This is a genomic window from Bacillus sp. NPDC094106, from assembly GCF_044764345.1.
GTDB lineage: Bacteria > Bacillota > Bacilli > Bacillales > Bacillaceae_G > Bacillus_A.
Window position 1 is genome coordinate 1 of record NZ_JBIWHY010000029.1, and the last position, 21,271, is coordinate 21,271.

Here is a 21,271-nt window from a genome sequence, read left to right on the forward strand (position 1 = left end):
ATGTGTTGCTGATAGAGACAAGCTACCTGCCTTGCTATCTTTGTAGATAGTGTAGAAAAGGATAACCCTTATCTACGTCCTAAGAAAGGTTTTTTGTAATCATCAGAAACCCCCACTTCAAGCTATGCTAAGTGGGGGAGGTTCATACCAACCATAACTCATATTGATTAACTCCTTCTTATACCTGTTTATTTTTTTATTATACCTTATTTAATTCCTTTCAAAGAAACAAGACTATAATTTTTTATAGTCTTGTTTCAAACCTTAGCTCATATGAATATGCGTACTAATAAAGTAATTAATGCCATTTAGAACACAAGGATTAATTGCTACCATTTTTCGTAAAACATGAGAACTAATTGAATGACTGTATCCTTTCACTCTATCTAAATAAATATCCTTCACATCTTTTAATGCAGTTACAATTAGTTCTTCTACTTTTTTCTTTACAATTGTCAAAATAACTTCCCCTTTTTAATAATTTAAATTCTCTTAAAATTGATGGTTTTTAAGAATATGAATACCTGTTAAGAAATAATTCAATCCGCTAATTCCTTTACCTAAAATTACCTCCTGAATTAAAATTTAAAATTTACCTGTTTTATATATTTCTATATATTTTATTAAAATAGTGTTATCTATATAACACTAAAAAAGACCGCAAATACAATGCGGTCTAAATAATATCTTTATATTTATCGAATTTAGGCAACACTTCTCTATCAAAATACGCTTTTAATAATGGTTTGGGTTTTTCCTTAAAAGCCTTTTTGCCTTCCTTTTCTGTTACCATTTTTACATATTGAGCATAATAGCTATCAAATTGACTTTTTTCCATCTTATCAATCATATCACTTTTATTATTCTCAATAATATCATCAATCCCTTTTCCAAGTTCAGTTGCCCACATACAAATATAGATGTTTTTATCAAATTCTGTTTTTAACTTATCTGTCATCTTTTTAAATTGATTATAAACATTTATGTTGTATGACATATCTGCATCATAAGCTACACAGATATGTTTAATTTCTAATCCTGTTTTTTCTTCTATATTTTTTATTTCATTTTCAATATTTCTCCAACTACTAATACCTTGCACAGAAATAGCCACGCATCCATATGTACTTGCTATTTTTCTCGCTTTAAAACGTCCTTCAGTAATAAACAATGTAGTATGTTTAATACGTTCAGGATAAACAACATCTAAAGGAGCTCCTGCACCTGTACCATTCATATACATAGTACGACCGTCACCTTCCTCAGCAAATGTGGAAGAAAACCAAATATATCGTCTTGAATCATCATGTGTCTCATCTAAACGAATTTGAATTCCTGCGATTTGACCCTTCGCATTTTTTATAGGAATGCAGATACCTTCCTGTGTTTTAAAGAGATAAAATGGAACCATTATTTCTCCATCTTCTGTTTGGAAAGGCATTTTGTAATTTTCTGTACAGTAAAAGCCTGGAACATCTTTTAATATTTCTGGTGTGTAGCCAAATTCTTCATACAGAGACTTATAAAAATTCCCGAAATATAAAGAATGTCTTCCAGGAAAAGAAAAGTATCCATCAGATTCAATATCCTTATCTGATAACCCCCTACCCTTCAAATATTCTTTATGCTCTACGGTTAATTTTTCATGACCTTCACATATAGATAAGCCTCTGCTAAATACAGAAAAAACATTATGAAGAACTTCTATATCTGCTCTTTCTTCTTCATAATTAATTTTTTCTTTATAATCAAAATATACTTTTTCAACATTTCCAATCATTTCGGCACTTACATCTTCACCCAAAACCTCATTACATTCTTCTTTTGTAATTAAACCGAATTCTAATGCAATTTTGATTGCTGATTCTCCAAACTTAATCTTGTCATATTTTGTAATAAAACTAATCGCATCTCCTCCTTCATTACAGGAGAAGCATTTAAAAATACCTTTTTTATCACTAATATGAAATGAGCCTAATTTATTGTCATTATGAAAAGGACACTTCGCTTGAAAAGAATATCCTCGTCTTACTACATCAATGCGAGTTTCTAATACACTTGAAATAGGAAGTTCCCTCACCTTTTTAATAACCTCTTCAATAAACTCTTCAATAAACTCTTCTCTGTTCATTTCCATAATAAATACCTCTCCTTATTCTTAATCAATTCTTTCTTTTTGAAATATAGGCAAAAGAAAAGAGCAAGGGATATATCCTTACTCTTCTCCTGGGCTAATCCCTCTTCTTAGAATGGTAAATCGTCATCAGCGATATCAATTGGTTGACCAACTGGATTGTCAACTGGCGTTTGATTTCCTTGTTCTTGATTTTGATTATTATTTGCATAGCGTGTAACTTTAAAATCCCGTGCAACTAAATCAAAATACGTTTTTCCATTATATTCTCTACTTTTTAAATTACCCGTAATGATTACAATGTCACCTTTATGTAATGCTTTTTGCATTCGTTCACCTAAAATTTCCCAACCTGTGATATTAAAAAACGTACTTTCTTCTTGTTCCAGGTTAATCCCTAAGGCGTATTCTATTTTTTTCGCTACATTTTGAGAAACAATAGAAGTTTTTGCAACTTTTTTGCCATTTTGAACATCCTCAATCTCAACTTCTTTTGTTACACGTCCCTCAATAACGCCAAATGGTGCTTTTTCACCTTCACCTTTTGCGAATGATGCGAATGAATAATATTTTTTTTCTGCCATAATAAATAACACTCCTAAATTTTATTTGATTTTATAAAAATACCTAATTTATATATTTCTATGTATTGTATTTTATTAGTTAATTTTTTATAACTAAAGTTAATGATAAATTATATTTTTACTAAAGTCAACGGAAAAAATAGACTATTATGCCTATCTTTTTTGAACTTTTTACTTAATAATTGGCATTGCAAATTCTTTTGAAACATCTAAGGTATATGCCAGGTTCTCTCCACGAATATCTGTAATTTCTAAGCGACTACCTTTTTTAGAATACACATATCCTTTTGAAGCAACACTGTTATTCTTGTCATAATCTACTACTTTTCGATTATCTGGTGTTTTGAATGGTCGAACATCCTTTCTAAACCCATCTTTACTATTCAATACTTGTATTAATTGTTTTGGATGAGTTTTTTCATTCACTTTTTGTGAATAAATCAACGTTTCGTCATCTCCATCGGGAACTAATGGCTCTACACGATTTGACCCCAATTTGTGCATTTCTTTTACATATAAATCATTTGGTTTTAAACGTAAAACAATAGAGTCCTCTTTACCAGTACCAAATTTATTGTAGGCAATAATTTCATTTTTTACTGCAAATAACCCTGTTGTATTGTCACCTATTTCAATCTTTGTTTCTTTTTCAGATTTTAAATCAGCACTATGAATAAAATTACTTGTCGAAAAGACTAACTGACCTTTATCTACTAAAAACTCCCCAACTTCCTCAAGAGATACATATTTTTTGTATGTTGATTTATCTTTTATATGTGTTAACTCTTTTCTGTCACTGGATAAAAGTACCACATTTTTACCATCTGATTGGAATGTATCGAACTCAACTAAAGCATCTGATACAGATACAATTTCTTTTTTCTTCAGTTTCTTTCCATCCACTGTAATTTCATAGAAAGTATGACTGTTTTTGTTGTATGCATATACCGAATCTAAATTCTTACTTCTTGAAAATTTAAACTCATTCCCTTTGCTGTCGCCTAAAGAAATACTGTCTAACTCATCTCCACTTTTCGTATGTAATAAGGATACCTTTCCGTTCTTGTTTCCAGTTATAATCGCATCAGCAAGTTTGATGTTCTTATCAAAAAGTGTTTCTTTTTTTCCTTTATCATCGTTGTCATGAAAGAAAATAAAGTATGCACCTGTTCCAATACCAATCGTTACCGCTATACTCAACGCAACAAGACACTTATCTTTGTGCTTTTGAAATAAGTATTTTAATTTTGTACTGTTCATGCTTTCACGCTCCCTTTTCTTATTTTTTCCTCGATGTATAGTTTAATTGCTGTCAGAGCAATTCCAATTGCATCGGTTTCATGATTCGTATTAGCTTTAATCCCATGTTTCTCGCAAAAATCTTTTATGGCCTTTTTTAAATCTTCTTTTGTTGCCCTTCCATACCCTGCAACATGTTTCTTTACAGTTCCTGGAACAAAATCCTTAATCCATAAACCTAATTCTCCTGCTACAAGAAATACAATTCCTGTTACCATATTTGTTGTCATAATTGAGGCAGATTTATTTCGATTTTCTTTTTTGCCCTTGGCTTGTTCACCACTACTTTTCTTTTTTGTATTTACTTTGGGATTACAAAATAACTTTTCACAAGCTATGATATCTGTATTATATTTAAGATTGTAAGTTTTTATCATTTCATAGATATCAAACAATCTATCCTCTAATTCCTCACTGGATTCTGTAGTCAATGTACCTGTCTCCAATTTCCTATATTCATTTGTATTAATATTATATTCAATAAATGCATAACCTAAATTTGCTAATCCTTGGTCAATTCCACAAGCTATAATTGTATTCACTCTACATTCACATCAACCGATAAACCGCACTTATCAAAAGATTCCTGCAACAACTCGATAAATTCCTTATCTTTGGTAGAGACAACAATCTCTTCTGTTTCCATTAATAATACTAACGATACAATAAAACTCAAATCATGAATTAATGGAGAAAATTCTTCTTTTACTTTATATAATTGAATCCCAAAACTCTCTTCCATCGTGTCTACGGTATAAATATCCTTATCTGTGTCCATAATCTGCACTCGTTCATCATGAAAAGAAATCGAAAGGTTTTTAAACGAATATAACGATTTTCCTTTTTTCATCAATGTTTGAAAGCAGATAAACGGAATATTCGCTTCTTCTACATCCTGCATGACTTCATTTAATGCATTATCCATACTTTGTACAAACAGGGATGTACTTCGTTTCAAACCATATGTGTTAAATCTAATAAAAGTATCTACATGAAGCTCTTTCTCTGTTTGTAAAAATTCTTTTAATTTTGAAATGATTAAATCAATGAGAGGGGGCATTTTTTCTACTTGTTTTAGTAAATCATGACTTAAACAAGCTGAAATATATGCATCTTCAAATCCCTTTTCTTTCATTTCAATTTCACTATATTGCAAAAACGCCCTTTTCGTAATATAGCGAGCTAACACATTCAACATGCGTTTATACCCCTCTTTGTTCGTCCATGTTATGTCTAACTGATTGCTATCCTTTAAAACTGCATAAATCATTAAGGGAGTTAAAAGGAATTCTGCGTATAATTCTTTTAAATCCTCTGTATTTTTTACCGTAATTTTATTCATCGTAACACCTCTATCTTTTTTATTTTTCTAATTAAATTATCTAATTTATACACACTATAGTCAACGTAAAAAGGGTTCATCTCTTTTCTACCCAGAGACAAACCCTTTTTTATTTAAATCTTTATTCCTCTCTTACCTCTTGATTTTAAATCCACTTCAGATAACACAACCTCTTTTCCATTCACTTTCTGTATTTTTGAATTATTTTCATTGTATATACAGAATCCTTCAACAACATCTTCTTCAGGAAGCCCCATAGATTTAACACCTTTTGCATTTTTTCGTAAAATTGGTATTTCATCTATATTAAATCGTAGGACATAACCTTTTTTAGAGAATACAAGAATATCTTTATCTTCTGCTTGAAATGGAGTTACTTGAATTAATTCATCATTATCTTCCAGTTTGGTCGATACAACGACTGCCCGATTCGCAATTAATTCACTACACATTGTTTGTTTTACTAATCCCGTTTTCGTCATCATAATCACATCTAATGTTTCTAACTGTGTATTCGTTGTGATATATAATGGATATTCATTTTTCTGCATTTTGCCTAATACTTGAATAGGTACTCCCTTATCCTTTATTTTCACTTTTGGAATATCTATTAATTTGATTTGATACAATCTTCCTTGATTGGTAAATACAGAGAGTTTTTCTGTATTTTTTGCTAAAATTCTTTGCTTGAACTCATCTATAGTTTCGGTTGAACTTCTTTCTATAGAAATCGTATCCACTGTCTTTGCATATCCAAATTTATCAATTAATACCCAAATATCTTCTTCTTTCATTTCTTCTTTATATTCAATCGTTTTTGCTTCTACAAGTTCCGTTTGTCTTTCACGTCCAAAAGCCTTCTTAAAATCTTTTAAATACTTCTTGATAACTTTCAACATTTCTTTTTCACTACTTAAAACTAATTCATAGCTTTTAATTTCAGTATTTACTTCCTCATATTCATCTTTTAACGCTTCAACTTCTAAACCAATTAGCTTTTGAAGTCTCATATCTAAAATAGCTTGTGCTTGCCTCTCTGTAAACGAAAATCCTTGTGCAATTTTTTCATGTTTTTTCGTTTTAAAATCAATATTATCTGTATTACCTTCCATAAGACACAACTTTACTTCTTTTGATTTTTTGGCTCCCCGTAGCATTTCAATGATAGTGTCCATAACATCTTCAGCTTTAACCAAACCTTCTAAGATTTCTTTTCTGATTTGTGCTTTACTAAGAAGATATTCATATTTCTTTCTTGTAATTTCTTTTTGAAAATCAAAATAGTGTTTACAATACTCTTTTAAATTTATAACAGTTGGGATATTATTAACTAATACTAAGAATTGATAAGATTCACTTGATTCCAAAGGCGTTTTACTATACAACTTATGTAAAAGTTTTTCTATGTTCACACCTTTTTTTACCTCTAAAATAATTCGAATACCATCTTTATCACTTTCATCTCGTACTTCGACAATTTCATCCAATTTCTTTTCAATTACCATTGTAATTAACTTATCAATTAAATTTGTTTTAGAACCTGCAAATGGATATGGGATTTCTTTTACAATTAAATTCGTCCTACCATAACCTGCATCTTCAACATCTATCTTCGCTCGTATAATCGCTTTTCCGATACCTTTTCTATAAAATTCTTTTATTTCATTCTTATTTACAATGATTCCTCCTGATGGATAATCAGGTGCTTGTATAATATCAATCAATTCTTCAACATCAATGTTTTGATTGTTTGCATACGCAATTAATGTATCAATTACACCGTTAACATTATTTGGTGGCGTTTTATAAGCCATCCCTACCGCAATCCCTGAACCACCGTTGACCAGTAAATGAGGAAATTTTGCAGGTAAAACAACAGGCTCTCTTTCAGATACATCGAAATTATCTCTAAAACCTACAACACCTTTTGATAAGTCACTTAACATTTCCATTGCTACATATGATAACCGTGCTTCTGTATACCTCATAGCGGCCGCACTGTCTCCATCTACTGAACCAAAATTACCATGCCCATCTACAAGAGGTGCGTTCTTTACAAACTCCTGAGATAGCTTCACCATAGATTCATACACAGCCGAATCTCCATGAGGATGATATTTACCAATAACCTCCCCTACAATACGTGCTGATTTCTTATATGCCTTATCAGGTAGAAACCCTAAATCATGCATTGCATATAAGATACGTCTATGTACAGGCTTTAAGCCATCCCTTACATCAGGCAACGCCCTATCCACAATGACAGTAAGAGCATAATTTGTAAATGAACTTCTCATTTCTTTAGAATATGATATTGTTTCAATATTTTTTTCCAATTCTATCAACTCCTTTAGTGTTATAACAAGTCAATTCGCTTATTATTCTTCTACACATTCTATTGTTTTTTCCTTATTGTTAATAATTTTTATATAAGTAATAGTCTTTAATTGTTGTAATATAAGCATTCCATTTCTTACATATAAAATGATTATATCATATTAACATTGACTATTGTCAATGTAACGAAGTACTTAAACCTTTATCATTCTACAATGAATTCTACTTTTAGAAAAGCTATGAAGCACAAAAAAGATAGTCCATAAAATGGGCTATCTCAAAGAATTTTACTACAAATTAGTTTTGTTTTTTTGCTTTACGTCTCATTACTAAACTCGCTACTAATGCTAATCCACCTGCAAGAATACTTCCTACACTACCAATTAGGCTTCCACCTGTTTCTGGTAGTTTTTTACCTGTAGAATCTACTTTTGTTTCTTTAGGAGCTTCTTTCGATGTCTGTTTCGCATTTTTTTCTACTTTCTTATCAACAGATTGTTTCACTTCTTCTTTTACTGGCTCTTTTTTATCTTCTGTTACAGCAATTTTATCTTTGTTTTTGCCATCTTGATTTTTTGAAATTGTTCCAGTTCCCTTATCTTCTTTTGCTTTGATTTTATCATCAGTTGTTTTATCTTTATTTTTGTCATTTGTTCCAGTGGTTTTATCTTCTTTCACTTTATCATCTGTTTTAGTACCTTTATCTTCGTTTGTACCTTTGTCATCTGTGCCAGTCCCTTTATCTTCCACCACTTTTACATTCACGAGAGATTCAATTGTAGAACCAGTTGTACCATCTTTCACTGTTACAGTAATGGTTCCATTTCCATTATCTTTAATAGAAACTTTATCATCACCATCTAAACCTTTTACTAATTTTTCTGAAGGAATGGACTGAAGTTTTTCATCGTTTTTAACAGTTACATCTTTTACAAAATCAATGACTTGAACATCTAATGTTTTTGTAGAAACTAACTCTTCTTTATTTGCAACACTTAAACGAATCGTTTGATGACCAACTTTAGATACATCAATATTTTCTTTTACTTGAATTGCATTTGTTACATCACCCTCAATTTCATCTTCTGCTTTTGCTCCTGACTCTTTTACAAAATCAATATTTGTGCCTTTTTTCATAAATAACTTATCTTTTTGAACTGTCATTTTAGGAGCGTGGATTTCTTGAACTTTTACAGAAGCACTTACAGTATCACCACTTACATCATCTTTTACCATTACAGTAATCGTTCCATTATTGTTATCTTTAATGAATACACTGTCTGTATCAACTAAACCTTTTACAAGTTTATCTGATTTGATTTTTTCAACACTGAAACCTTCTTTAATTTTTACTGTGTCTACAAAGTCAACAACATGAATTGTAATTTTCTTCTCAGCAACTTCACCTTGTTTATCAGCTACGATTAATTTAACTGTTTGTGCAGATACATCAGATGCATTTACTTTACCTTCTACTTTAATAGAGCTTGTTAAGTCGCCATCTTCCTTATCTTGTGCAGTTGCATGAACCATTTTTAAGATATCTATATCTTGTCCTTTCTTAACAAGAATTTGAGATTTTTCCACATTAATTACTGGTGCATTGTTTTCTTTTACTTTAACAACTCCACTTACAACACTATCACCTTTTTCATCTTTTACGGTTACAGTAATTGTTTTATCATTGTTATTTTTAATAGATACACTATCTCCTGTATCAAAACCTTGAACCAATTCTTCATGTGGAATGCGTTCATAGTCTGCACCTTGTTTCACTTGTACTTCCTCAGCAAATTTTACAACTTGCACATTAACAGTCTTGCTAATCGCTTCACCGTTACTATCAGTTACACTTAAAGTCACTGTTTGATTTCCTAATTTTTGAGAGTCAAATCCAGTTTCTTTAATTTTACTTGTTAAATCACCATCTTCTTTATCTGTTGCAGTTGCTTGCATCGCAGAAGCTACATTTTTTAACTCGCCTTGTTTTACAAGGATAGATTCTTTTCCAACATGAATTGTTGGTTTGTTACCTACTTGATTTTTCGTAACATTTACCGTTTTCGTGATAGAATTCTCACCATCCGTTACTTTTACGGTAACTTGATTGTTTGCTTCATCTACATTCATGATACTTACGGAAGCTGTACCAGACAAACCTTCAACAAATTCTTTTGCGTCAAGAGTATTGATATCTTTACCTTTTTCAATTACTACCGCATCTTTAAATCGTACTACGTTTAAAATGGCATTTTCATTCACACTTAATCCTGTATTATCTGTAGCCTTAAGCGTTAATTGATGCTCCCCTAATACAGAAATATCTATATTACCTGTCACTTGAATATCTAAATTTCCAGATTCCTTATCGTGAGCCTTTGCTCCTAAAGATTTTACAATATCAACGCTTGTTCCTTGCTCAACAAGAACCTTATGTTTTTCGACAGTAAGAACTGGCATCTCATTTAATACAACAGGAATATCATGAGTGATTGTGTTGCCAAGGCCGTCAGTAACTTGAACCATTACATATTGAATACCATCTTTCTCATGAAGGCGAATAACTTTACCAGTCACTCCATTATCTAAACCGCTCACTACAAATTTTTCGATTGGAAGTTGTGTTGGGTCTTGACCCTGAACGCTGTTAAAACTTTCAGCAAATTTCACATCATTTACCGTATTCTTTTTTTCCTCTTTCTGTTCTTTTGAATCAGATGTTTGCGTTTGTCCTTCATCAACCGCCTGTTTTGGTTGTTCATTTACTTCTTGTTTTTGATTTTCTTGTACGTCTTTATTTTCTGTATTTAATTCTTTCACAGGCTCAATACCATTTTGTTGTCCCACAATCTGTGTTTTAGATACATTCGCTTCTCCATCTTGCAAACTATCTGCAAATGCACTATTTGGATTTCCAAGTACTCCTAACCCTACTACCGCTGTCAAAGCTGTTCCTACAATTCTTGATTTTGTTTTATTTTTCATTCTAATCTCCTCCAGTATATGTATATTTTATTTTTTTAATATTTTCCACGTTTTATATTTTTACTTTATTACAACTATTTAACATTTAATTATAAAATATTTTTTACGAAAAATTTAGGTTTATACTCCTTAAAAACTGGATATATAGCTTTAATAATATATGTTATTTACGGACTAAATAATCCGTAAATAACTGGTATTTATTACTGAATTATCCTTAGTTTAAATATAAATATTTGCATTATGAGCTTCATTTATAATGAATTCTCGTCTTGGCGCTACGTTGTCACCCATCAACAGTACAGTTACATCATTTGCTTCTTTAGCATCTTCTATTTTTACTTTTATTTGTTTTCTTGTTTCAGGGTTTAATGTCGTATCCCATAGCTGAGTTGAAGACATTTCTCCCAACCCTTTATATCGTTGAATTCTCTTGAATTTATTACCTAATTCACCTTTTATAGACTCTAACTCTGCATCTGAATAAGCGTAAATTGCAGACTCTACTTTTTTTCGTCCTTGTTGTTCTTCATGTACAACTTGATATAAAGGTGGTACTGCAATCCAAACATATCCATGTTCAATTAGCGGACGCATGTAGCGATAGAAGAAAGTGAGTAATAATGTACGAATATGAGCACCATCTACATCGGCATCAGTCATAATAACAACTCGACGATAATTAACCTTAGAAATATCAAAATTCTTTCCATGACCACCGCCAATAGCAACAATAATACTCCGAATCTCTTCATTAGATAGAACTTTATCCATTCTGGCCTTTTCTACATTAAGAATTTTCCCCTTTGCAGGAAGGATAGCTTGTGTCTTTCTATCTCGTGCCTGTTTAGCAGTTCCACCTGCTGAATCACCTTCTACTAAATAAATCTCTTTTTTTTCGACAGGTGTTTTAGGAGAAGCAGAAGCTAATTTTCCATTGGTTTGCAATTGAGCATCTTTCTTTTGAATATTTTCAATTCGTGATTTTTCTTCTGTTTCACGTATTTTTGATACTTTAATTGCATTTTCAATAATTGTCGTAACTTCCTTCACATGCAAATCAAAGAACTTAGGACCTTCTACTTTTATAACATCTTCTACAGCTCCTTTTGCGTCACTACTACCAAGCTTCCCTTTGGTTTGTCCTTCATATTGTGGATTGGGATGGCGAATAGACAACACAGCTACTAATCCTGTCCGAATGTTTTTGCCATCAATTGTACCCTCTTTTGCTTTTAACAAACCAAGTTCTTTTGCATATCCATTTATCAGTCGTGTAATTCCCGTTCTTACCCCTGATACATGAGTACCACCCTCAACAGTAACGATGTTATTACAATAACTAACCACATGTTCATTAAATTCTTGTGTATATTGAAACGCAAATTGAACCTCAATATCTTTTGACACACCAGAGAAGAGAATAATGTCTGTCATTACAGGTTTAGAATCATTTAATTGTTTAACTAAACCACAAATCCCCTCTTTTTCATAAAAAGTCTTTTCATAATTTGTTCGTTCATCTACTAATAGGATTTTTAAGCCTTTATTCAAGAATGCAGATTCTTGTAATCTTTTTTCAATCGTATCAAGATTCCATTCCATTGTTTCAAAAATCGTATCGTCTGGTAAAAAACGAACTTTGGTACCATGTTTGTCTGTATCTCCAATAGAAGGAAGTTCACCATTTTCAGTCAGTTCGATTACTGGATTACCACCATTTTCATAACGGTCTTTATACACTTTTCCATCCTTATGAATCTCAACTTCCAAATAAGAACTTAACGCATTAACAACAGATGCACCCACACCATGTAAACCACCTGAAATTTTATACCCATTCCCACCAAACTTTCCACCTGCATGAAGAATGGTATAAATGACCCTTGCAGTCGAATAACCTGTTTTGGAATGAACATCTATAGGTACACCTCGTCCATTATCTTCAATAGAAATAGCATTATCCTCATGGATTCTTACAGCAATTTCATCGCAATATCCCGCTAAACTCTCATCTATAGAGTTGTCAATCATCTCCCAAATTAAATGATGAAGACCTTTTGTATTTGTAGAACCAATATACATCCCTGGTCTTGTTCGAACAGCTTCTAAACCTTCCAATATCTCTATGGAATTCCCATCATATACTTCATTCATATTATCAACTCCTCGCTGTTTTCTCTCTAAAAATATCATACATTTACCATTTACTATTGTCAACGAGATACAGGTTGTAGTAAAGCACTTTTCAAGATTTAAAATGCCGAAAAGACTTATATAATAAGCAATATATAAACACGATACGAAAGGGGAAATGTAAAATGGTATTACTTATTATCAATGTTTTATTAAGTGCCATCTCAGGAATAGCACTATTACTATCTCTCGTTAACCTAATAAAAATGTTAAAGGTACATCATAACTTACCAGATGAAATCAAACAGCAAACGAAAGCAACAATTTTAACCAGTTTTGTACTTTTAGCATTTGCTATTGGATGTATAGTTGGAGCAGTTTTCTTATGGAATCAATTATTCTTCTATGTATTCATTATTTTATCTGGATTCTTATCATTAGCTATTCATCAGTTGATAAATGAAAATTTAGCAGAATTTGTAGACTAAAAAGAAGCAGGATTACCTGCTTCTTTTTTTATTATCCAAGCCAGTTAATACTACTTTTTGTTTGGTTAAACCCTGCAAAATCTAAAATATCGTTTCTTGAATCCTCATCTTGACGTGAAGGGTGACGGCTACAACAAGTATTAACTAACTGTAATCTATCTCCAATCTTCTGTGCATCACGTCCCCATAAAAACCAAACAGCTTGTGGGTTCTTCGTGTTAATATACTGAAGCAATTCAAACGAAAAATCTCTCCAAATATGTCGATGAGTTCTTGCATTTCCTGAACCACTTTTGCAAGTAAAATAAACGTTTAAGAATAAGACCCCTTGCTCCTCTAAAGAACAAAACCATTCTTCAGGTGGCTTTATAACAAACTTTCCATTTTTAATTTCCTGTTGTATTTTTTTATATGTCTTTATATTTTTATAAAATTTAATGTTATTTTCCATTCGATAAATACTTCTAATTATATTTTGAAGCAACTTCCCTACTTCTTCATCTCCCCATCCCTTTATTGTTGCGTCCTCAAAAGACCTCCCTGTTGCCTTACCTTCTATAGGATAAGGGTCGTGTCTGACGGAGTAAAATCTTCTCCAATTTCAGATTCAATCTCCTCTAACTCTTGTTTTCTATCCTCTGTCAAAAACGGTTTCCATGACTGATGCACATTGTTAGGAATCAACATTTTTCAACATCTCCACTATTTAAATAAGTAGTATCAAGCTATACTTCTCGTACAATTCTTTTTCTTCTTTAATTGTACATTAATTAATTGTTCGTTTTGAATGACTGGAACATACTCAAATATCTCCACTCCACCCACCAATTGCAGTGATTCAAAAATGTGATATTCGCATTTAGGCATGAGGGTTATGAACCTAACATCGTTCACTCGTTTCATTTTCTTTATTTCATTTCTATAATACATACTTTGCCATACAATATCTGTATCCTCTGCTACTTTCAACTCTATTACAACATATGTACCCGATATATCTCTGGCCAATATATCAATTCTGCCTTTAGGAAGCATGTATTGTGTACTTACCAACCGCAATCCTTTTTCAATTAAAGATAAATTTTGTTTCATATACAATTCTAACATCTCTTCTGTGATTAATTCGATATTTGTACTCATTTGACTGGAAGAAGCAATACATCGTTTATACATCCCTTCTAATGATTCATGTACATGATTTTCACTATCATAATAAAATCCTTCTATCTTATCAGGATTCGAAATGTAAACACCAAACAATTGATTCAATAATAGTAAGGATTCATATTTTACACGATGCCAATAGTTAACTTCTCTTCTATATTTTTTACAATGTTTTTTTGCTTCCTTCTTAATACAACTGATTGTCTCATTTAAATATTGATGGACATCTTGTAATTTACCTTCTTGATTCATGACAGGTTTTAAAGTAGATACAAAACACCAATCTTCAATAATATTCGAAAAACACTCTCCTATAATAGGTTGTGTAGAAATATCTTCTCCTTTATATCGAATAAAACCCTCTCGAATGACTAATCCCAATTCTGATAATAGAAATTTTATAAAATTACTCTTATGAAGAAAATCGTTTTTATTCTTTTTACTTACATCCATACGACTGCATGTGTATCGCAAAAAAACATAACGATATAGCGTTTCAAAATCATCTATTCCATACATTTCACCTAATTCATTCTTTATTAAAAAAGATATTTCATCTTCATAATAACTCATTAAAACACCTCAAATCTTAAACAATTATCTTGTAATTTATCCAAAGAGAAACTATAATAAGATTATAAAATTCATTGACTATTGTCAAAAGAAAAAGTCAGGTTTATCAATTAAATTATGGATGTAATACATACTTTCTTTTTTAAACATCGTACTTAAACTGATGAAAACTAAATATTAATGGGAGCTGATGTAATAATGGCAAGAGACACTAATTCATTACAAATTATTCGATTCGATGGAAGAGACTGTTTTATGGAGGTCATGAACACGGGATTTGATATCGGAAAAGTTTACATGAATTTCATTTCTTATGACCAAACAAAAAAGGCAGGAGAACGATATACAGCGAAGATTCCTATTTATCTGGATATAGATAAATTCTTAGTTCTTTCAGCAGATATTATGTCTGGAAAAATTCACAAGTTAGCTGAAAATGAAAAAGCAAAAGGTGAAAAATATCCCGCTAAAATTTTCGATGATATGGGTGGTACACCTGCTGAGTCATTAAAACAGCGTGGAAAAGAACGTGAAGATGGTATGAGCGAATCTCGTGTTCTTAAACTGTTCCCTGGTGCTAAACTTCCATTCCTTTTCCAAGCGGAACTTGGAAAAGGCGAAAGAAATGACAAAGGATTAATCGTACCTCGTTATGGTGCAAAACCTGAACAATTGGTTAGGATTCCAATGCAAGGTGATGACTTAAAACGTTTTGCACTTGTCGTAAAGACACATGTTGATGCTTATATTTCTGCTAAATATTCCAATGAACAATCAGAAAAAGCAATTAAAGAATTAAAAGAAACTTCAAAAAAACTGGAAGAGTTACTTAAAAAATTCGACCAAAAAAATCAACAAACAAAATAAGGAAGCTTATAGCTTCCTTATTTTTATAAGAGGTGAAAATACATGATTAGCACATTAAACAAAATTGATGAAAGGCACTTTAACAATTTTATTCTATTATCAAGCTACTACTTTTTGATGACAATGGCATTTTGGTTTCTATCTATCTTATTTGAATCTCAACGAGTCGTAACAATGCTATGTATTGGATTAGAAATCGGATGTATGTTCTTGTTTATAAAGAGACTACAAATCAAATCTCAAAAAGAATTGAATGGATACATCATTGGCCTAATTATTTGGGCTTTATGCAACATCTACATTGGCGGTGGTGGAGTATTTTTTGTTGGAATCCCATTATACATCAATAGTTCTTTATTTGTTCATTACTATTACTTGTTAGGATGGGGACGTATTTTCGTAGAATTAGCATTATTTACTTTGCCGTATATTATTACGTTTAAATTAGCATATAAAAAATCGCAGGAGAACTAAATTAAATAGACTAAACTAATAAGAGGATATTATGTTCAATATATGAGCATATATCCTGTTTTTTTGAGAATGCAAAACCCCTCCGAAACATAAACCTATATACATAACAATTTCATCTATTCGTACTTTTAATTTATTTCTAAAAAACTTTTACATCAAAAACAGCATTATAAAGAACATAAAAATATACAGTAACGAATAATTACTGTACATGACATGCATTGCTATTAAGCAACTTTCTCTTGCTCAATAAGTCTTTTTATTTTTAGTAAGCATTGTTTTTGTATTTTAGATACATTTGCTTGACTCATATTTATATCTTCAGCAATTTGCTTTTGTGTTTTTTCAATTCCATTATCTAATCCATAACGATATGTCATAATATACTGCTCATCTTCAGATAATTTTTTAATCGCTTGTCGAATCATTCGTTTATGGCTATCTTCAATTACTTGGTCCTCTAATGTTTTTTCATCACTATTTGATTCCACAACAATATCTTCTAAATGAAAACCATTCCCATTTTTATCAACTGACAATACTGTATTTAAAGAAACATTGTTTATTGTATGTTTTTTCTCTTTTCTCAAGAAAAATAAAATTTCATTAATAATACAACGAACTGCAAATGTTGAAAATTTTACATCTTTATTTTTATCAAATGCTTTTAATGCTTTTGCATATCCTACCATCCCTGCACTACTTAATTCGTCTGTATCAATTTGTGAGCTTGCAAATTTTTGTACAACGTAATAAACAAGTCTTACATTTTCTCTTGAGTAAATTTCTTTTTCCATTTCTGTTAAATTTGTCATATGATTTATCCCCTCTTTCAAGATTATTAATCTAACAATAAACCATATTATATTCATTAACTATAGTTGATATGCTTGAACGTGTTCAATTAAAAACAGGCTTGAAAAATAAAAAAGAGCACTTCTTATAAGCACTCTTTTAATAAAATATCCATTTTTGAACTTTCACCATATTGATATAGTTTCTCTCTTAATTGCTCTACGCTCATGAAACTATTTTTCGCTGACAACAACAACCCTTTCATCATTTCGAAATTATATACATCAAATAAGGCTTCATATAATCTTCCCTTCATAAATGCTTTTGCTTCCTTTGTTTGTTCATGATATTCTTTAATGAAATTTTTATATGTGATTGAACCTGCATTTTTTTTAAATAGAATGTAATCATTGTAAATTACTCCATAACCTTTTTCTAATTTTCTTTTGTAATAGGTTTTATAATCTAATATTTGTCCATCACAAAAGAAATCCGCAGATTCTCTGAAGATAGGAAAATTATCGTTTTTTCCAAGAAGACGAAATCCAACGACTTCCATCCCTAACTCATCTATATATCCATTAATTTTATTTGGCAATTGTTTCATTTTTAAATTCCGCTCCCTTGTATAAATAATTTATATTAAATACCTGTTTTTATAGTCTTTATATTATATGTAAATCAGCTAATAAGAATTATTAAACTACACATTTTATTGACTATAGTTAATGATGGTGTTAGAATTTGTTTACATAAGGAATGAAAGGGAGTTGATAACGTGAAGCTTCGTAAGTCTTTTGTCGGGCTCATGGCATTTGCAGTTTGTGGTATGATGTTGGGTGGTTGTCAATCTAAAGACACTGCAAAAGAAACACAACAAACAAAAAAAGAAGATACATATACAGAAAGAAAAGTATCCGTTGATTATTCAAAACCTGCGGAAGAAATTCTTCTTTCTTATACTGAAAAAGGAATGAATGAATTCAAACGAAATTTTCCTGATAAGTTAGCAATGGACTTTGCCCTAACTTCTATCGGAAAAGATGCTCCAGATTTTGAATATAAAAATATTAAAGGCGAGACAGTTAAGTTGTCTGAATTAAAAGGAAAGAAAGTAGTCCTTGATTTTATGAGAAATGATTGTCCTGTATGTAAAGAAAGCTTACCTACGGTAACAAAAATGAAAGAGACCTATAAGGATGTAGTATTTTTGCCTATTTTCCCGAAAGACTCTAAAGAAGAAATTGAGAAATTCTTTAAAGATTTGAATTTAGAAGTGAATGAGAATTCAGTTGCAGGAAAAGACAATGGAGAGAATTTATCTATTGTTAAAAACTACAACTTAAAACTTGTTCCAAGCTTTATTTTTATTGATGAATTTGGAAAAATCTCATATACATGGATTGGTTCTACTGATGAAAAAATCTTTAAAGATACAATGGATACCGCTTTTGGTAAAAAGAAGCTCTATGACTTTGTAAAAACTGAAAAGATTGATAAAAATGGAAAAGTGGTAGAGGGAAAAACTGAACAAAAAAAAGAAGAGCCTAACAAAGAAAGTAAAGAGAAGAAATAAGATATTTGTAAAAATAATGAACAATTAAATCATTTATTATAACGAGGTGTGAAAGTGAACCAAAAGACTTTAGATGTCTTGCAGGACTCAATAAATTTATTGATAGAGGTCAGAGATTGGATGTATGTAGTACCACATACGAATTCAAGAGGATTTAGTACAAAAACACATTACTGGTTCAATTATGATGACTTTAAAATGTTCAGAAAACCAGATGAAGTAGGCATAGCTGTCAAAAATGATTTAGGGATATTTGAGCATTTCAGCTACAGTGAATTTTTAGCTTTTTTTGAGCGAGGATGACACGAAAAACGCATCACAGAATGATAATTTGATAGAACGTCCCACTACTCATTACAAATACAAAAATAAAAATGGTGCTCTTCTATAGAGCACTTTTTCTACATAAAAGGAGAGTGATAATCATGGAAAAAGTAAAAGCAATTCCATTAGAGGCACATATATTTTCAATTACAGATAAAGAAGAAAGACAAGCATTAATTGAAGAATATCGAAATGTTATGCATAATTATTATGTAATTAACTTGAAAAAATTTGTAGCTTCTTTATCAAGACAACCACGAAGAATGGCTACTCGTGCATTTAAAAAAAGCGGGATTAATGTTGAAACTACTACAAGTTACATCATTTCAAAAGAAGAATTAGCTTCTTTCGGGATTAATTACTTTGATGTAAGAGAAATGATAAACAAATAAAAAGAGCAAGGGATAATTATATTATCCCTTGCTCTTTTTTTCTTCTAACAAACGAATCAATAAATTCATCAATGTTTTCGAATTTTTTTCGATTTTCTTTTCCGACTTTTTCGGAAACTCTGTATACCTCATATATCCATTAGATGTTTCTTTAAAGCAAATTGCCCCAATAGCAGAGACTGTACCCTGTTTTTCACTTTGCTCATTATGCTCTATGGAATAAATGCAAGAAATAACGTCTTTTCCTTCTTTCACAATGCCTAAGTATAAATTTTCAGAGACATGTAATAATATTTTTTTGTCATGCAATAATAGGTCAGGTAGTAATAACTCTGTTACAACATGAATATGAGAATACGGAACTGGAGAAATTCTGTTAAAATCACCAGAGTTATTCGTTCCAACCTCCCAAATCTTATGAATTGGTGTATTTTGGTCATCTATTAGAGCAAAATATTTACCCCCAATTTCATTGAACGAAAGTAACTCTAATGATTCGGATTTATTAACATAATTAATGAATTCATCTTTTGCTCTTTCAAATGCATTATCCATGTATTCATAGACATCTATTAATTCATTTGGCTCTAAATGAATGTCTCCCTTTGCATTTGTTAGGATTTTCGTTGCATCTGTTTTACCTAATTTGTCAACACTAATTGCCTGATAGGTATTATCAGGATTTTTTTCTAAAACTTTTATGTGAATAATATAATCATTCATTACATAAAAAACTTTTATATATGTTTTCTCTCTAACATTTAATTTATTGATAACAATATTAATTTTCTCTGTCATGAGTCTCACGCCTTTCTTTTTCTATACAAAAATCATATCATATAGTCAATGAAAAAAAGAGGAGTTACATGTCTTAGCAAGTCGTATTATTTTTTATTCAATTATTCTTTCCACCTTATTCTTAAATTCTTCACCTGCTTCAAAGACAGGTGTTTCCTTCGTAGGAACTCTAACTTCTTTATCTGATAATGGAATTTTTATAGTTCTACACTTTCTTTTTTTCTTGTAGAATTTTCCGAAGCCTTTTAAAGAAACTGATTCTCCATTTTGTAAAGCTTCATAAATAACACTTATAAAAGTTTCTACAGCTAATTGATTTTCCGCTTTTGATAATCTATTCCTTTCTTGCATTTTTTCTACTAATTTATTTTTATTCATGCATTGTCCCCCAAATTATCCCAAAAAAACATTTTTTAATATATGCAGGAATTATTTTACAATATATAATCGTTTTATTCAAATATTTAGTAGATGTTTTCTTTTTATTGTCACTCATTTTTATAGAACATAAAAACCTAATAACGTTAACATTGTGTATGCTATAAGGAAAAATGGTGCGAATGGTACCATTGTTTTCTTTCCTTCTCTTTTTAACATAAATATTGTTACCATTGAGTAAACAAAGTGAATTGCACAGGATATAAATAACAAAACAATTGTATAATACCCTCCTAAATACATACCTAATATACCCATAAATCTTATGTCTCCACCCATTTTATGCATCAACGCCATAGCAGGTATTAACAGAAAAACAAAACCTATGAGTCCTCCAAATACATGCGTCCATTGATATGAAATTCCAAATGGAACAATGATTAATGCAAAACGAGTTAATAAAAATACCATATTAAACTTATGGTAAATTTTCATGTTTTTCAAATCCGTATATGTGGCCACTAATAAAAATCCTAATATAATTGCGACCACCCAAATATGACTATTTACATATAATATTTCCTCTTTAATATTTAAAAAGAATCGTTGTATTTCAAGCACAAAA

At 30.8% G+C, this 21,271-nt stretch carries 23 protein-coding genes; 6 read left to right on the plus strand and 17 right to left on the minus strand.

All coding sequences use genetic code 11. The annotated features are described in order from the left end of the window. Positions 1 to 264: 264 nt before the first annotated feature. From ACIQ7L_RS26255 to ACIQ7L_RS26295, 9 genes are all read right to left on the minus strand, one after another. Positions 265 to 459: a hypothetical protein gene (locus ACIQ7L_RS26255; RefSeq protein ID WP_400572889.1), complete on the minus strand. Its 195-nt coding sequence runs from the start codon at positions 457 to 459 to the stop codon at positions 265 to 267. A gap of 217 nt (positions 460 to 676) precedes the next feature. Further along, positions 677 to 2,137, minus strand: coding sequence for a CHC2 zinc finger domain-containing protein (locus ACIQ7L_RS26260; protein WP_400572891.1), 1,461 nt, complete (start codon positions 2,135 to 2,137; stop codon positions 677 to 679). A 107-nt stretch (positions 2,138 to 2,244) separates the two neighbouring features. Continuing rightward, entirely contained in the window at positions 2,245 to 2,718 is a 474-nt protein-coding gene (locus tag ACIQ7L_RS26265; protein ID WP_400572893.1) for a single-stranded DNA-binding protein, read from the minus strand. Between the two features lie 171 nt (positions 2,719 to 2,889). Beyond that, a complete protein-coding gene (locus tag ACIQ7L_RS26270; protein ID WP_400572895.1) occupies positions 2,890 to 3,978 on the minus strand; it encodes a hypothetical protein in 1,089 nt (362 codons plus the stop codon). After that, positions 3,975 to 4,559: a crossover junction endodeoxyribonuclease RuvC gene (locus tag ACIQ7L_RS26275; protein WP_400572897.1), complete on the minus strand. Its 585-nt coding sequence runs from the start codon at positions 4,557 to 4,559 to the stop codon at positions 3,975 to 3,977. The genes ACIQ7L_RS26270 and ACIQ7L_RS26275 overlap by 4 nt, the downstream gene beginning before the upstream one ends. Further along, positions 4,556 to 5,359 (minus strand): hypothetical protein, encoded by an 804-nt coding sequence (locus tag ACIQ7L_RS26280; protein ID WP_400572898.1) that lies wholly within the window; start codon positions 5,357 to 5,359, stop codon positions 4,556 to 4,558. Before ACIQ7L_RS26280 ends, ACIQ7L_RS26275 begins: the two co-directional genes overlap by 4 nt. 113 nt (positions 5,360 to 5,472) lie before the next feature. Then, positions 5,473 to 7,695, minus strand: coding sequence for a DNA gyrase/topoisomerase IV subunit A (locus ACIQ7L_RS26285; RefSeq protein ID WP_400572900.1), 2,223 nt, complete (start codon positions 7,693 to 7,695; stop codon positions 5,473 to 5,475). A gap of 298 nt (positions 7,696 to 7,993) precedes the next feature. Then, positions 7,994 to 10,681: an immunoglobulin-like domain-containing protein gene (locus tag ACIQ7L_RS26290; RefSeq protein WP_400572902.1), complete on the minus strand. Its 2,688-nt coding sequence runs from the start codon at positions 10,679 to 10,681 to the stop codon at positions 7,994 to 7,996. A 222-nt stretch (positions 10,682 to 10,903) separates the two neighbouring features. Further along, complete coding sequence (locus ACIQ7L_RS26295; RefSeq protein WP_400572904.1) at positions 10,904 to 12,838, minus strand: DNA gyrase/topoisomerase IV subunit B; 1,935 nt, start codon at positions 12,836 to 12,838, stop codon at positions 10,904 to 10,906. A 164-nt stretch (positions 12,839 to 13,002) separates the two neighbouring features. On the opposite strand from ACIQ7L_RS26295, the gene ACIQ7L_RS26300 reads away from it, so the two are divergent. Next, positions 13,003 to 13,305 carry a hypothetical protein gene (locus ACIQ7L_RS26300; protein ID WP_400572906.1) on the plus strand — a complete coding sequence of 101 codons (303 nt, stop codon included), beginning with the start codon at positions 13,003 to 13,005 and terminating at the stop codon, positions 13,303 to 13,305. A 31-nt stretch (positions 13,306 to 13,336) separates the two neighbouring features. Here the strand turns inward: ACIQ7L_RS26300 and ACIQ7L_RS26305 are convergent, their stop codons facing one another. From ACIQ7L_RS26305 to ACIQ7L_RS26315, 3 genes are all read right to left on the minus strand, one after another. Beyond that, positions 13,337 to 13,756, minus strand: a complete 420-nt coding sequence (locus tag ACIQ7L_RS26305; protein WP_400572908.1) for a uracil-DNA glycosylase family protein — start codon at positions 13,754 to 13,756, stop codon at positions 13,337 to 13,339. 104 nt (positions 13,757 to 13,860) lie between these two features. Next, the gene (locus ACIQ7L_RS26310; protein ID WP_400572910.1) at positions 13,861 to 13,992 is read right to left on the minus strand and encodes a hypothetical protein; all 132 of its coding nucleotides are present in this window, start codon (positions 13,990 to 13,992) and stop codon (positions 13,861 to 13,863) included. A gap of 33 nt (positions 13,993 to 14,025) precedes the next feature. Further along, a complete protein-coding gene (locus tag ACIQ7L_RS26315; protein ID WP_400572912.1) occupies positions 14,026 to 15,042 on the minus strand; it encodes an endonuclease NucS domain-containing protein in 1,017 nt (338 codons plus the stop codon). A gap of 255 nt (positions 15,043 to 15,297) precedes the next feature. Here ACIQ7L_RS26315 and ACIQ7L_RS26320 point away from each other — a divergent pair, with 255 nt between their 5' ends. After that, a complete protein-coding gene (locus ACIQ7L_RS26320; RefSeq protein WP_400572914.1) occupies positions 15,298 to 15,909 on the plus strand; it encodes a hypothetical protein in 612 nt (203 codons plus the stop codon). Positions 15,910 to 15,951: 42 nt separating this feature from the next. Further along, positions 15,952 to 16,383, plus strand: a complete 432-nt coding sequence (locus ACIQ7L_RS26325; protein WP_400572916.1) for an iron permease — start codon at positions 15,952 to 15,954, stop codon at positions 16,381 to 16,383. Positions 16,384 to 16,610: 227 nt separating this feature from the next. Here the strand turns inward: ACIQ7L_RS26325 and ACIQ7L_RS26330 are convergent, their stop codons facing one another. Both ACIQ7L_RS26330 and ACIQ7L_RS26335 read right to left on the minus strand, forming a co-directional pair. Further along, positions 16,611 to 17,198: a sigma-70 family RNA polymerase sigma factor gene (locus ACIQ7L_RS26330; RefSeq protein WP_400572917.1), complete on the minus strand. Its 588-nt coding sequence runs from the start codon at positions 17,196 to 17,198 to the stop codon at positions 16,611 to 16,613. Positions 17,199 to 17,323: 125 nt separating this feature from the next. Continuing rightward, positions 17,324 to 17,785: a hypothetical protein gene (locus tag ACIQ7L_RS26335; protein WP_400572919.1), complete on the minus strand. Its 462-nt coding sequence runs from the start codon at positions 17,783 to 17,785 to the stop codon at positions 17,324 to 17,326. 171 nt (positions 17,786 to 17,956) lie between these two features. Between ACIQ7L_RS26335 and ACIQ7L_RS26340 the strand changes: the two genes are divergently transcribed. From ACIQ7L_RS26340 to ACIQ7L_RS26350, 3 genes are all read left to right on the plus strand, one after another. After that, the gene (locus ACIQ7L_RS26340; protein ID WP_400572921.1) at positions 17,957 to 18,754 is read left to right on the plus strand and encodes a TlpA family protein disulfide reductase; all 798 of its coding nucleotides are present in this window, start codon (positions 17,957 to 17,959) and stop codon (positions 18,752 to 18,754) included. Positions 18,755 to 18,808: 54 nt separating this feature from the next. After that, positions 18,809 to 19,057, plus strand: coding sequence for a hypothetical protein (locus ACIQ7L_RS26345; RefSeq protein WP_400572923.1), 249 nt, complete (start codon positions 18,809 to 18,811; stop codon positions 19,055 to 19,057). Between the two features lie 122 nt (positions 19,058 to 19,179). Further along, positions 19,180 to 19,470, plus strand: coding sequence for a hypothetical protein (locus tag ACIQ7L_RS26350; RefSeq protein ID WP_400572924.1), 291 nt, complete (start codon positions 19,180 to 19,182; stop codon positions 19,468 to 19,470). A 21-nt stretch (positions 19,471 to 19,491) separates the two neighbouring features. On the opposite strand, the gene ACIQ7L_RS26355 is transcribed toward ACIQ7L_RS26350, so the two are convergent. The 3 genes from ACIQ7L_RS26355 to ACIQ7L_RS26365 all read right to left on the minus strand — a co-directional run bounded on the left by ACIQ7L_RS26355 (position 19,492) and on the right by ACIQ7L_RS26365 (position 21,267). Continuing rightward, complete coding sequence (locus ACIQ7L_RS26355; protein ID WP_400572926.1) at positions 19,492 to 20,268, minus strand: hypothetical protein; 777 nt, start codon at positions 20,266 to 20,268, stop codon at positions 19,492 to 19,494. A gap of 93 nt (positions 20,269 to 20,361) precedes the next feature. Continuing rightward, positions 20,362 to 20,646: an HU family DNA-binding protein gene (locus tag ACIQ7L_RS26360; protein WP_400572928.1), complete on the minus strand. Its 285-nt coding sequence runs from the start codon at positions 20,644 to 20,646 to the stop codon at positions 20,362 to 20,364. A gap of 120 nt (positions 20,647 to 20,766) precedes the next feature. Continuing rightward, positions 20,767 to 21,267 carry a prepilin peptidase gene (locus ACIQ7L_RS26365; RefSeq protein ID WP_400572930.1) on the minus strand — a complete coding sequence of 167 codons (501 nt, stop codon included), beginning with the start codon at positions 21,265 to 21,267 and terminating at the stop codon, positions 20,767 to 20,769. Positions 21,268 to 21,271: the final 4 nt, after the last annotated feature.

Bases quoted from the DNA above. Each gene is read 5' to 3' on its own strand.
- ACIQ7L_RS26315 (WP_400572912.1), bottom strand. From the start codon at position 15,042: ATGAGTTATTATGAAGATGAAATATCTTTTTTAATAAAGAATGAATTA.
- ACIQ7L_RS26350 (WP_400572924.1), top strand. From the start codon at position 19,180: ATGGAAAAAGTAAAAGCAATTCCATTAGAGGCACATATATTTTCAATT.
- ACIQ7L_RS26360 (WP_400572928.1), bottom strand. From the start codon at position 20,646: ATGAATAAAAATAAATTAGTAGAAAAAATGCAAGAAAGGAATAGATTA.
- ACIQ7L_RS26290 (WP_400572902.1), bottom strand. From the start codon at position 10,681: ATGAAAAATAAAACAAAATCAAGAATTGTAGGAACAGCTTTGACAGCG.
- ACIQ7L_RS26300 (WP_400572906.1), top strand. From the start codon at position 13,003: ATGGTATTACTTATTATCAATGTTTTATTAAGTGCCATCTCAGGAATA.
- ACIQ7L_RS26270 (WP_400572895.1), bottom strand. From the start codon at position 3,978: ATGAACAGTACAAAATTAAAATACTTATTTCAAAAGCACAAAGATAAG.
- ACIQ7L_RS26295 (WP_400572904.1), bottom strand. From the start codon at position 12,838: ATGAATGAAGTATATGATGGGAATTCCATAGAGATATTGGAAGGTTTA.
- ACIQ7L_RS26310 (WP_400572910.1), bottom strand. From the start codon at position 13,992: ATGTTGATTCCTAACAATGTGCATCAGTCATGGAAACCGTTTTTGACA.
- ACIQ7L_RS26335 (WP_400572919.1), bottom strand. From the start codon at position 17,785: ATGAAACAATTGCCAAATAAAATTAATGGATATATAGATGAGTTAGGG.
- ACIQ7L_RS26305 (WP_400572908.1), bottom strand. From the start codon at position 13,756: ATGGAAAATAACATTAAATTTTATAAAAATATAAAGACATATAAAAAA.
- ACIQ7L_RS26330 (WP_400572917.1), bottom strand. From the start codon at position 17,198: ATGACAAATTTAACAGAAATGGAAAAAGAAATTTACTCAAGAGAAAAT.
- ACIQ7L_RS26320 (WP_400572914.1), top strand. From the start codon at position 15,298: ATGGAGGTCATGAACACGGGATTTGATATCGGAAAAGTTTACATGAAT.
- ACIQ7L_RS26325 (WP_400572916.1), top strand. From the start codon at position 15,952: ATGATTAGCACATTAAACAAAATTGATGAAAGGCACTTTAACAATTTT.
- ACIQ7L_RS26355 (WP_400572926.1), bottom strand. From the start codon at position 20,268: ATGACAGAGAAAATTAATATTGTTATCAATAAATTAAATGTTAGAGAG.
- ACIQ7L_RS26260 (WP_400572891.1), bottom strand. From the start codon at position 2,137: ATGGAAATGAACAGAGAAGAGTTTATTGAAGAGTTTATTGAAGAGGTT.
- ACIQ7L_RS26265 (WP_400572893.1), bottom strand. From the start codon at position 2,718: ATGGCAGAAAAAAAATATTATTCATTCGCATCATTCGCAAAAGGTGAA.
- ACIQ7L_RS26280 (WP_400572898.1), bottom strand. From the start codon at position 5,359: ATGAATAAAATTACGGTAAAAAATACAGAGGATTTAAAAGAATTATAC.